General features: G+C 46.5%; 9 protein-coding genes. 5 read left to right on the top strand and 4 right to left on the bottom strand.

Translation table 11 applies throughout. From position 1 onward, the window contains the following. The first annotated feature begins 199 nt into the window (after nucleotides 1-199). The gene (locus K0625_RS10610; protein ID WP_220109660.1) at nucleotides 200-694 is read left to right on the top strand and encodes a hypothetical protein; all 495 of its coding nucleotides are present in this window, start codon (nucleotides 200-202) and stop codon (nucleotides 692-694) included. A gap of 1,604 nt (nucleotides 695-2,298) precedes the next feature. Here the strand turns inward: K0625_RS10610 and K0625_RS10605 are convergent. Then, complete coding sequence (locus K0625_RS10605) at nucleotides 2,299-2,928, bottom strand: response regulator transcription factor (protein ID WP_220109659.1); 630 nt, start codon at nucleotides 2,926-2,928, stop codon at nucleotides 2,299-2,301. Between the two features lie 197 nt (nucleotides 2,929-3,125). On the opposite strand from K0625_RS10605, the gene K0625_RS10600 reads away from it, so the two are divergent. The 4 genes from K0625_RS10600 (at nucleotide 3,126) to nrfD (ending at nucleotide 9,028) form a co-directional block, all read left to right on the top strand. After that, nucleotides 3,126-4,910, top strand: coding sequence for a sensor histidine kinase (locus K0625_RS10600; protein ID WP_220109658.1), 1,785 nt, complete (start codon nucleotides 3,126-3,128; stop codon nucleotides 4,908-4,910). Nucleotides 4,911-5,222: 312 nt separating this feature from the next. Continuing rightward, nucleotides 5,223-7,499, top strand: coding sequence for a thiosulfate reductase PhsA (phsA, locus tag K0625_RS10595; protein WP_220109657.1), 2,277 nt, complete (start codon nucleotides 5,223-5,225; stop codon nucleotides 7,497-7,499). A 12-nt stretch (nucleotides 7,500-7,511) separates the two neighbouring features. After that, the gene (locus K0625_RS10590) at nucleotides 7,512-8,084 is read left to right on the top strand and encodes a 4Fe-4S dicluster domain-containing protein (RefSeq protein ID WP_065204360.1); all 573 of its coding nucleotides are present in this window, start codon (nucleotides 7,512-7,514) and stop codon (nucleotides 8,082-8,084) included. Then, a complete protein-coding gene (gene nrfD, locus K0625_RS10585) occupies nucleotides 8,081-9,028 on the top strand; it encodes an NrfD/PsrC family molybdoenzyme membrane anchor subunit (RefSeq protein ID WP_220109656.1) in 948 nt (315 codons plus the stop codon). Before K0625_RS10590 ends, nrfD begins: the two co-directional genes overlap by 4 nt. 414 nt (nucleotides 9,029-9,442) lie before the next feature. Here nrfD and K0625_RS10580 read toward each other — a convergent pair whose 3' ends face one another. The 3 genes from K0625_RS10580 to lpoB form a co-directional block, all read right to left on the bottom strand. Next, nucleotides 9,443-10,570 carry a hypothetical protein gene (locus tag K0625_RS10580; RefSeq protein ID WP_220109655.1) on the bottom strand — a complete coding sequence of 376 codons (1,128 nt, stop codon included), beginning with the start codon at nucleotides 10,568-10,570 and terminating at the stop codon, nucleotides 9,443-9,445. A 1-nt stretch (nucleotide 10,571) separates the two neighbouring features. Next, entirely contained in the window at nucleotides 10,572-11,984 is a 1,413-nt protein-coding gene (locus K0625_RS10575; RefSeq protein WP_220109654.1) for a DUF6844 domain-containing protein, read from the bottom strand. A gap of 82 nt (nucleotides 11,985-12,066) precedes the next feature. Beyond that, the gene (lpoB, locus tag K0625_RS10570; protein WP_012326439.1) at nucleotides 12,067-12,666 is read right to left on the bottom strand and encodes a penicillin-binding protein activator LpoB; all 600 of its coding nucleotides are present in this window, start codon (nucleotides 12,664-12,666) and stop codon (nucleotides 12,067-12,069) included.

Below are 12,666 nucleotides of genomic sequence, written 5' to 3'. Positions count from 1 at the left end.
CTCAGAATTATGGCCTTTTCATTTCCTAAAAATCAGTTCCAGCCAGCATCCATGTAATAAGGAGTAATATGTATTTTTAACAGCCATGTTATAAATAATGTATGAAATCAAATATCTAAATTCGTAATTAATTACGTTCTAGTAATATTATCGATTTCTTACACCGTTACGGTTACTAAATTTTTTAAGGATAAAATGAATGAGCACTGACACAAACCTAAACATAGATGTTGTCCAATTGATTAAAAGTGTTTTCGGTTCAAATAAAGAAAGGAATGATCTTGCAGTTGGAATTAGGAATGATACGGGTAAAGAACTTCATGTTAATTATTACGTCGAACACGGGAGTATAAAAGAGGTCTCTTCAAGCAGCAAGATTTTACCTGAAGAGTTATGGGAGTGCGGTGTTAATGCGAAAGGCGCTGGTTCTAACATTGGCTTTAGTTTAACCATGTCTAATGGTGCAGCATTTGCGATTATGGCTGCGACACCTTCTAATAAACAAAATTATTTCAAAATATCCCATAACAAAAATGGTTATAAATCTGCGAAAGTGGCATGGAATGGTGCTAATAAGAATGACAAACATTACTCAGGTGACGGTTATTATGAAGATGATTACAATGACCATCATATGGAAATTAGTATTACAGGCACAAGCCCTGCGGCTTGTACCATCGTAATATCTGAATAAACGGATACGTTCCTTCCAAGAAGATAAAAAGAGCACATTTACGCCCTCTTTTTATCTTTAATCTAGAAGGAGTAGCTCTAACTTTTCCCCACTAAAGTCTATATTCGATGAGCTAAAGTCATAAAAGCTATCCCATATTATTCTCATCATGAAATAGCCAAGTCAGATAACTTAACCTCTAGTAAGGGATAGCTTAAAAAACAAAATAGCCACATTTTTACACCATCAAATTCCTTTGATTTTCTCCAGCTCTTCTCCGTTAACTCTGTGCAGCGAAGCGCTCTGTGGTGAGATAGCTCTTTTGCCTAAGGATTTCACTCGTAGCTCGCCTCTGTGCTAGAAGATCGCAAGATGAAAGCGACTCACCACAGAGGACACGAAGAACGCGGAGAGAAGCAACAAACTAAAAATAAATATTTCACTCGCAGCACAACGTTCTAGCAAAGCGAAGCACGCCCTCTCAACTTCAAAACAATGGATCCCGTAACAAGCCCGGGATGACGGCAGTGGCAAATGCTCAGTTTTGCTTTTACTGTAAGCGAAGCGTTCCTGTAGCCAAAGGCTATTCCGTAAGCAACGCGTTCCGTACTCAAGTAAGATTTTATCTCAGCATTTTCTCGCAGCGCAGCGTCCTAGCAGTGAGCTTGCGAACGACCTCGTAGGCACGCAGTGCCGTCCTAGTAGGGCGAAGCCCGCCCTTCTCAGCTTTACTAACCGCCCTTTCAGCTTTAAAAGAATTTGGACAACAAGGAGAGGAACACCTGCATATGGGGTGCGTAGTGATAAATATCAAATGAATACAGATTGATACATCGTCCCAGATGCAAGTGTCCGCCGAAGACCATGAAGGTATTGGGACTCATCCTTGTTGGTCATGAATATAACGACATGTATACAATATGTCTATCAGTAATTTTACTGATTAGTTAAAAACCTCAAATATCATTAGTACATAGATTACAATAACTTAAGCAATAGCTAAACTAGCAATTCTTTCAAATAGTCATAGGTAAATAGAGATTCATACCTTAAAACAGGATTTTATAAAGGAATTGACCAATATTACCAAACAAAACAGCGTTATAGATTATCCATATTTATATTATGGCCTTTTCGTCACTGACAAAGTAAAGCCCTCCACTCCAGTTTAGAAATCACAATAGAAACGACTCAGAAGTGAGTCGATTTCCCCCCACTATCCTTTAGGACAGTTGTTCAGCAACCGCTGATTTAGCATTCTAAAGGGGAAGTAAGTATCCCTTAACCTTACTTTACAGTTATGGCTACTGTTATGCGTTAAAGCTGGTCCTTGCCGCTAAGTTTACTATCCCAACTTAGCGGCTTTTTCTTTAAGAAGATATTCACTCTCAACAAAGTGTTCTAGTGGGACGCTGGCAGCCCTTACAGGAAAACCCCGCCTTAAGACAATGGATCCCGGAACAAGCCCGGGATGACGGCAATGACAAATATTCAGCTTGGTTTTTCATTGTAAGCGAAGCGTTCTAGCAGTGAGCTTGCGAACGACCTCGAAGCGAAGCGTCCTAGCAGTGAGCTTGCGAACGCCCTCGAAGCACAGCGTCCTAGCAGGGCGAAGCCCGCCCTTCTCAGCTCTCACTCTTATCGGCCAATAGTGGCGCTAGCTTGACGAGTTCAGCTAAGTTACTAACACCCAATTTTGTCATGAGTTTCGCCCTGTGTACCTCGATAGTACGAATAGCGACACAGAGCTCATTTGCCATCTGCTTATTGGTGTTACCGGCAATGATGAGTTGGAATATTTGGGCTTCACGCTCAGATAAGGTGTTGATTAACGCCTGATGCTTCAGCTTCCAATGTTGTCGTTCACTATAAGCTAGGCCTTTGGCGATAGATTGAGATAACACACTGCCCTGAACCGGCTTTTGAAAAAAATCAAAGGCGCCATTTTTAAAAGCATCAACCGCCATAGGCACATCGCCGTGACCCGTTAAAAAGATGATCGCCAGTGGGCTTTTGGCTTGGCAAAGTAACTGCTGTACTTGTGGCCCCGCCAGTCCCGGCATTCGAGCATCTAAGATCACGCAACCTGGCTGAGACAGGTCAACTTTTTCTAGGAACTGTTCCCCAGAGTTAAAAGTGATTATCGGGTAGCCGTAGCTGTCCATCAGGAAGCTGATGGCATCGATAATGGCTTCATCATCATCGACAAGGTAGACAGGCCCTTGATTGAGTTGATCCACTGAGGTTCTCTTCATCTCGCTGTGTTTAGATGATAAATATCTCAGTTTCGGCCTTTACGCGAACTATTTTCTATAAAGCATGAATTACATCACGCAGGGATCTCAACGGCCTAACGTAAGCTGGCGCTATATCAACATTCGCTACCTTATCGACTCTCACACGCTTGTACTTGTAATAAGTCGATAAGGTAAAACTCACTAAGGAACTCAAGGTGTACCGGATCCTATTATGCATTTTAGCTCTGCTTTGCACTTGTTCTGCATGGGCTAAACCCCAGCAACTTTATGTTGGGGTATTGGCTAACTGGGGACATCAACAGGCCATAGAGCGCTGGACGCCTATGATGGAATACCTAAATCAGCAGGTTCCTAATACCCATTTTAATGTCTACCCTGGGAACTTCGAGGCGCTAAATTTAGCCATGGAGCTTGGCCAGATCCAATTTATCATCACAAACCCTGGCCAATATCTGTATCTTTCGAATCAATACCCCCTGTCATGGTTGGCGACCATGCGTACACGTCGTCACAATGGCACCACCTCAGCCATCGGCTCCGCCATTATCGTCAAAGCCGATAGCGATTATCGCACCCTGTATGATCTTAAAGGCAAAGTAGTTGCAGCCAGTGATCCCCATGCTTTAGGCGGATACCAAGCAACGGTTGGCTTGATGCATCGACTCGGCATGGAGCCTGATAACTATTTTGGTGAGGTGAAGTTTCTAGGTTTTCCCCTCGACCCTCTGCTCTATCAAGTTCGCGACGGCAATGTCGATGCGGCTATCACGCCACTTTGTACCCTTGAGGATATGATTGCACGCGGGCTTATCAAGGCGGCCGATTACCGCATCATCAATCCCAGTCGGCCGGAGGGGTTTGACTGTCAGTGCAGTACCCACCTCTATCCCAACTGGTCTTTTGCTGCCAGTGAGAGTGTTGATATTGGTTTGAGCAAGAAGATCACTCAGGCTTTAATGAAGCTTCCCAGCGAACATCCGGCGGCGGTAAAAGCCCAGCTAATGGGCTGGACCTCGCCGATCAGTCAATTGGCCGTGATCCAACTCTTTAGCGATCTGCATCTAAAGGAGAGCAGCGCTAGCCGCTGGGAGACGGTGCAAAACTGGCTAAAGGACAATCGTCACTGGGGAATTTTCGCGATTTTTATCTTTCTAGTCGCCACCATCTATCACCTGTGGATTGAATATCGCTTCCATCAAAAAAGCGAGTCACTTATCGCGACAGAAAGGCAGTTAAAGCAGCAAGCCGTTGCACTGGAGCGGTTACAGAGTGCCTCCATTATCGGTGAGATTGGTGCAGGCCTTGCCCACGAGATAAATCAACCCATCGCCGCCATCACCAGTTATAGCGAAGGTGGAATTATACGGCTGCAGCAAAATCAGCAAAGCGATGTTCAAGCCACTATCGAACTCTTGGAGAAGATACATAAGCAATCCACCCGAGCGGGTGAAGTAGTACACAGAATTAGAGGCCTGTTAAAGCGGCGGGAAGCTGTGATGCAGGATGTGAATATTTTAACCTTGGTAGAGGAGAGTATCGCCCTGCTGAGGTTAGAGCTGACAAGACGTGATATTGAGGTAACGACAAAAATTAACGGTGAGCCGTTTTTTATCACCGCAGATAAAGTCGGCCTACTGCAGGTGTTAATCAATCTGATTAAAAACAGTGTCGATGCCATGACTGAGCCTCCTAGTAAGCATCAAGGAAAAATAACCCTAGAGCTGGATTTCAAAGAGTATCAGGTCAACATCTATATCAAGGATAATGGCCCCGGCCTTAAGGTTGACTCAGACACCTTAAAGGCCACCTTCTACACCACAAAAGCCGATGGGTTAGGACTGGGACTAGCTATCTGCGATCAGGTGATAAAGGAGCATGGTGGGCACTTCTCCCTGAGTAACCGAAATGGTACTGAATCTGGCTGTGTTGCCCTACTCAGCTTGAAAAAAAGAGGCAGCGAGTACCCGCTAGAGATCTAATATTTAAATCCTGTACTGGCGCATAACTGCGCTCAGTATTGGAAGCTATCGCTCATTTATTGAATAAAAAATCCCCCATGTGGTTTACCACAATATACAGCGCAGCTTGATTATGATGGTCTAATTTTGAACTGTGAAGCCGTTCACAAACTCCATTAACGGCCTAACGGTATGTGGTTTACCACAATATCCATCCCTCACCTCCTCACTGACAATGATGAAAACCTTAGGAATAACTCGGTCGCGCTGCAATCGAGAGCTGGCAACGGCGCCAGATACACCTGAGGAATCAATGTCACTGGGAGAATTACCATGAAACTAGATCGGCGAACTTTCATCAAAGGAGCCGGAGCAGGTACAGCAGGTTGTGTATTTGCGACCTTACCGGGTTCTTTAGCTGCACTCGGACAGACTGAGCTCCAAGGCAGCGCAGAATCTATCGCAAGTATCTGTGAGATGTGCTCCACTCGCTGCCCCATCTCTGCACGGGTTGTTAATGGCAAGAATCTGTCGATCCTCGGCAATAGCAAGGCAAAGTCATTCGGCGGTGCGGTATGTGCTCGCGGTGGCGCAGGTCACAGCCAACTTTATGATAAGCAAAGAATCGTTAAGCCATTAAAGCGAGTCGGCGAACGTGGTGAGGGCAAATGGGAAGAGATTGAGTGGGATGAAGCTTACGCCACCATAGCCAAGAACCTTAACCGTATAAAAGCTCAACATGGTGCTCAAAGCGTTGCATTTTCCTCAAAGTCAGGCTCACTCTCAGGTCACCTATTTCATCTGGCTAAAGCCTTTGGCAGCCCAAATACCTTTACCCACGCATCCACCTGTCCGGCGGGTTATGTGGTCGCTGCAAAAGCCATCTTTGGCAGTAAGATCAAGCGCGACTTAAGTCACTCTAAGTACATCATAAACTTTGGTCATAACCTCTATGAAGGCATCAATATGTCTGAAACTAGAGGCATGATGAATGCTCAGATGGAGCAAGGGGCTAAGCTGGTAGTATTTGAGCCAAGATTCTCCATCGTGGCCGATAAAGCCGATGAGTGGTATGCCATCAAGCCAGGTACCGATGTCGCGGTTGCACTGGCCATATGTCATGTTCTGATTGAAGATGACCTATACGATAAAGCCTTTGTCGCTCAATATGTTTCTGGCTTTGAAGCCTTTGCTAAAGAGGTTAAGGCGTACACGCCTGAGTGGGCCGAATCTGTCAGCGATGTGCCCGCTGAAGATATTCGCCGAATTACCCACGAATATGCAGCCGCCGCTCCCCATGCCATGGTGGACTTTGGCCACAGATCTTCCTTCACCACCGAAGAGTTTGAGATGCGCCGCGCCCTGTACGCTGCCAACATCCTTATCGGTAATATTGAGCGTAAAGGGGGGTTGTACTTTGGGAAAAAAGCCGCGAACTACAATAAGTTTGCCGGTGAAAAAGTTGCACCAACACTGGCCAAACCCGGCGTTGAAGGGATGCCAAAAATTGAGGCTAAGCGCATCGATATGGTCGATGAGCAGTATTCACTACTCTGGTCATCTGGGGGGATCTACCAAACGATCCTCGATGCCACACTCGACGCTGTGCCCTATCAGTTACACGCTTGGGTGATGAGCCGTACCAATCCAATGCAGACCATGACAGACAGAGCCCGAATAGCTAAAACCCTGCAAAAGCTCGATTTCGTTGTCGCTTGCGACATCTATATCAGTGAGAGTGCCGCCTATGCCGATATCTTCCTGCCTGAATCGACCTACCTTGAGCGTGATGAAGAGATAGCCGATAAATCAGGTAAGAGCCCGGCCTATTATGTACGCCAACGAGTCGTTGAGACCATAGGCGACACTAAGCCTAGCTGGCTTATCTGGAAAGAGCTTGCGGATAAACTGGGGCAAGGAGAGTTCTTCCCTTGGCAAAATATGGAGAGCCTACAGCTTTTCCAAGTTAACCGAGATATGCCACTGCTAAAAAAGATTAAGCAAGATGGCTGGGTCAGTTATGGCAAACCACTCATGTTGCGTGAGCGGGAAATGGTTAAAACATTTGTCGAGACCTACCCGAACGCTAAAGCCCTTGATGAGGATGGCACCTATGCCAGCCAACTCAAATTCAAAACCCCATCGGGCAAGATTGAACTGAGCTCCGACAAAGTGGAGAAGATGGCGCCGGGACGGGGCGTGATTCGCTACCGTGAAGTCACCATGAAGAAAGCCGACGAGCTGTTTTTTATTCAGGGAAAGGTGGCGGTACATACCAACTCTGGCACTCAAAATGTCCCTATGCTGGCCAACCTAATGTCAGATAACGCCCTATGGATCCATCCTGTCACAGCGGGATTACTCAATATCTCCAGCGGTGATGCCATTCGAATTTACAACGAGACTGGCAGTGAGGAGGGCCACGCTCTGATCACCCCAGGTATTCGTCCCGATACAGTATTCGCCTATATGGGCTTTGGCTCTAAAAACAAAGAACTTGCTCGCGCCACAGGTAAAGGTGTGCATTGCGGCAATCTACTACCCCATGTTACGTCTCCGGTTACAGGTATGAATTTACATACTACCGGGGTCAAGATAGCCAAGATTTAATCGGAGTTGATGATGACTAAACGTTATGTTCTTGTGCACGATGAAAACAAGTGCATCGGCTGCCAAGCCTGCAACGTGGCTTGCCGCAGTGAAAACAGTGTGCCTGACTCGGTCACTCGCATTCAGGTACGTATTGAGGGGCCATACGGCAACTTCCCCCACCTGCATTTTAAGTACAATCGCGTCTCATGTGAGCAGTGTGAAAACGCCCCTTGTGTCAAGGTTTGCCCAACAGGGGCGGCTTATGTCAACGACGACGGCATAGTGTCAATTAACGAGAAGAAGTGCGTTGGCTGCCTCTATTGCGTCGCGGCATGCCCCTACAAGGTGCGCTTTATTAACCCTGAAACTCGGGTGCCAGACAAGTGTGACTTCTGTAAAGACACTCGACTAGCCCGTGGTGAAGAGCCCGCTTGCGTCAGCGTCTGCCCAACTCAAGCACTGGTCTTTGGTGATGCTAACGATCTGACATCAAAGGTGCGCAAGGTGCTCGACACTAAACCTAACTACCAACAGAAGGTAAACCTAGGCACAGAGCCAAGGGTCTATCGTATTCCTAGCCGTAAAGGAGGGATCAAAGCATGAACAATATCTGGGGTTCGATGGAACAGTACGATCCAGTCGTGTGGAACTGGATAATCGCGGTATATCTCTTTATGGCTGGCCTCTCGGCAGGTTCTATGTTGGTTGCCATTGGACTCAAGTGGTATAAGCAAAGTCGCCACCAGCCCACCGAGGGACTACCTGTGATCAAGGCGGCGGCTGTGATAGGCCCTGTTGCGATCTGTTTAGGCATGGCGCTGTTAGTGCTTGATTTGACCAAACCTTTTGAGTTTTATCATATCTTGCTTAACTACAATTTGACCTCTGTGATGGCCTGGGGGGTGATAGCGCTTCTACTCTATATTCCACTGGTGTTCGTGTTTAGTGCTTTGGTATTTGAGAAGCTGGTATTGCAATACGCGCCTTGGTTAGCGGGTGTGCTCAAGGTGTGTCGTCAGCTTGAAAATAGCCTCAATAAGTTGATTTTTGCTCTGGCACTTGGGGTGGGCGTCTATACCGGTTTCCTACTATCGGCGCTTATCAGTTACCCTATTTTAAACACTGCGGTATTGCCTGCACTGTTTTTGGCATCGGCTATGTCAGTGGGCTCAGCGGGTAATATCTTGGTCGCGACCCTCTTCTTCAGCAAGAAGGAGTCTGACTGTATCGAGCAGGTGCACCGTATCGAGTACCCTGTTGCCTTTAATGAAGCCCTCTGTCTAGTGCTACTGTTTGTTGGCTTAAACTTCTCAGGGCCAGCGGCGCAAGCGGCAACGGCTGCAATTACCACAGGTACCTGGGCAAGCGTTTTCTGGCTTGGGGTCGTGGGGCTTGGCTTAGTGGTGCCGGTATTAGCCAGTACCTTGGCCCCTAAGGCTTGGCGTCACAGCAAGAGCTTCTTGATCACCGTATCATGCAGCACCATCCTTGGGGTATTAGCGCTGCGACACTTTGTGGTGTATGCAGGTCAAAGCTACATCAGCTAAAAGGCCGATAACACTTAGATAGTTTGTTGAGCAATAAATAGTCTGATGGGAAATAGATAGCAACACACAATAAAACATCTCAAAAGGGCCTAAGTTACTGCTTAGGCCCTTTTTAAATGATGTTTATCTGCATATAACTCAGAGAGTTAAACGCTTATCTCCTCATTGGCAACTGCTCCTTAGACCAGTTGTTGAAACTGAGCTAATTTCGCATTCTAGCTGGGAAGCAAACATCTTCTTATGCTTGCTTTACTCCAAGTTAATCGTGGTATTTTTGCCGCTAGGTAGCCAACCTACTTAGCGGCTTTTTTTGTCATTCAAGACTCATAAAGTAAAAATCATTTACTTTATGAGTAAATTACACCAATAAAAAAACCGCCCTGTAGGTGGGCGGTTGGTAACTAAAGGCTGAAGTTATAGGATAATGCCGCTGCTTTTTTTCACAACAGGCGCCTCGACCGCTTTTGGCTTAGCTTTGACGCTAGCCTTACTCTTAGCCATTTTACGCACAATTGGCAGTTCATAGAGTGCATCTCGGCTCCCCTCAACCAATTCAACATAAGCCATTTTAGGTAATACCTTAATGACCTTGATGACGCCTATCTTACTTTCGGTAAAACCTAGGCTCTCTTTGGTGATGGGGTCGATAATCTTCTCACCAGCGGCAAACACCTCAAAACGCTCTCCAAGCTCGACAGTGCTACCACCTGAATTAAGCACTAAAGAACCATCCTCGGCAGCAATCAACAGCATAGGGTAGATATTCTCCTTCAGTTGCTCAAACACCTTACGAGAGGAGAGATCTAACAGATAGGATAGATTATTCCGTCCCGAGGTCGTGGGTACCTTAGCACTCCATTTGATCTGGTTATTAACCAGATCAATCAACTGATACTCGACCACAACTTTGCTGTCATAAAACACCTGAACATCGTCAATATGTTCGCCAGTAAGCTCGACAGTGCGGGAGTTGTCTACGACTCTTTTTGTTGTCCTAGCCTCTACCACTCGTCCTTTGAGTACGTAGTCGACACCAGGTTGCTTGCGATCTGAGATAACCCTGAACTTCCTGTCCTGAACCAAACGCGCCTCAATGGCACGGGAAAACTCTTTCGAGTGCGCGCCAACAAACGGCTCAACCGCTATAGTTCGACGATTTTTGTTCATCCCTTTGAGCTTCTTTTGGCGCTCTAGGTCATCGTTGGTTTCGATATTGGCCAACAGACGCACTTTACACTCTTCACCCCCACAGTTTTCAGACAAGATACGGTAAGTCGCACGACCTGCGGTACCAAAGTTCATCTCACCTGTACGTTGGCGTAAAAAGCTCGTTCCTTCACCCGACTTTCTCAAGGAGCTATCCAACGACTGACGTTGACTGCTTACTGTCACCCCTGAAACCTGCTCAACAGCGCTGACAAGTGCAGCATCGATAGCTAAAGGCAATGTTTTACCTGTACCTGTCACTTCAATAGATTCGATCCCAGCTAAAGCGGAGGATGATGCAAACAAGGCGACCAGCAAAACTGAAAATTTCCCCATATCAGAAGTCCTCGGGATCGAATCTATCTACTGACTTTCGTCCCTGAACCTTACCACCGTTTTGCGGGGCATTTGGCTCGTTGGGCGCCATGATAGCTTCTATCTCAGCTGCGCTTTTACCACTTTGCATCAGCTCTGCGTTTTGTACCGTAACTGGGTGCCATACCACCACAACACCTGACATCTCCTTGCCCGTAATAGGGTGCTTCTTACGCCACTTGTGGTGTACGCTAACACCGGTTAACCCCTGAATCGATGCCGTCATCGATGACAGGGCTTCTGACTCACGCATAATCGCTTTTCTTACCGCACCACTATTTTTGCGCACAGAGCCATCTTTAATCAGCTCAAAGGTCTCGCGCTTAGTTTTGCTCGACTTTTGAATGGATTCACGAACATGATCACCATTCATGTTATAGGTCGCAGCCAGTGCACCATAGGCATTATCGATTGCAAATTGGTGGGCATCTTCACGCTCAAGATCTCGCTCATCTGGATCTCTGGTATAACGCACTCCCGACTGACCAAATGAGACGAGCATCGGATAGCCTTTGTCGTCATAAAAGACTTTAGTACCAAACTCGAGGTAGATCTCAGGAATGGCTGCCAGTCCAGCACTCACATTAGCAAACTCAGGGTTAGCTCTAGCTGGGATTGGCTCAACTCTGCCATCAGACTCAACTAAGGCGCGAATATGCTCACGCTTTTTAGCGGATAGCGCCATCACAACACCAATATGACCTGTACCATCTTCACGAATAAACTCGTAAACCTGCTGCACTGTCATACCCGATAGATCGCCATAAGCTTTGCTTAACGTCTTAGTTCCTATGGCATCCCTAAACAGATCTCGCTTGATCTGAGGTGTCGCTTTCTTAAATGTCGCAGGTTCGATCCCCTGCTCTACCAACTCTTTATCCAGCATGGTTTCAGCCAGTAAAATGGCTTTATCCAGTAGAGAGGTTACCCCAGCTTCACTCTGAAAATCTGCCGCAGTTGGCTCTGGCTTACCTTTACTGGAGAAAAACTCCCGGAACTGTTCCTGCACGACATCACGATTTAGCGTTGTCAGGTAGCTCTCTCTCGCCTTAATCACGGCCTCTTCAATCGCTTGCTCCCGGAAGATCGCCCAATCGGGATCATTTCTATTGATATTTAAGCTAGCTTGACCACTAAAAAACTGTATTGAATGTGATTTTCCTGCTTTAGCCACTCGAGCCTGCACATCTGACATGTAGTCATTAATCGCATTTTCAGTGAGATCTGCCGGATCGCTTTGTGCCTGCTGGACATTATCAGCAGATTGAGAGGGAAGTACCACCTCAGCCTCAGCAGCATTTGCTACTGGTACAGCTTGATCCGCATAGGAGTTAAAACTGAAGACAATTGCCAACGCCAACATATGATATTTCATATCGCTTCTCTGTTCTTTGAACTCAAAAAGTGGGGGAAGAGGGTGCTAGCTGAATAACTAGCACCATTTTAAGATCGAGCTATTACCAAGAAACGCTGTCACCGTCGGCAACTTTACCGACCACACGTTCACCTTCCCAATAGGCTAAACCATTTTCGATATTGGTCATTGAGAGTTGGAAATAGTACTCAATTCTGGTATCGCCACTGTCTAGCGATGCATTTCGTTGCATGATCTTTCCAGAAAGACTGAAATCAGGGGCATAAACCTGACCATCCCCCTTAACGCTTGCTTGATTGACCATTTTAGAGTCTTTCAACTTACGCATTTCACGGGTAGAGGAGTCCTCTCCATTAAATGCTGTAGTGACCAGAAACTTGCCCGAATTAAGCATTTTCACACGCATAGACTTCACCAGCTGATCGGTGTCAATTCGCTGCATGGTGTCGTTAGTCACATCACTGATATGGATGATGTATCTTCCCCTAGGTTCAGGGTGCACCATCAAAGGACTGGCTATTAACTCAGTGGCCATAGAATCCGCAGCTTCTTTAAAGTCGGCATAAGATAATGCCGCAACAACATTCGTTGCTTTATCCTGTGCATCGATATAGCTGGTTGTAGTTTGACAAGCTGTAAGCGGCAATAATGCCAAGGCAACGACAAGTGACTTTTTAAACAT

Origin of the sequence: Shewanella nanhaiensis (assembly GCF_019457885.1) — a bacterium.
GTDB lineage: Bacteria > Pseudomonadota > Gammaproteobacteria > Enterobacterales > Shewanellaceae > Shewanella > Shewanella nanhaiensis.
This window is presented reverse-complemented; position numbering and strand designations above follow the sequence as displayed.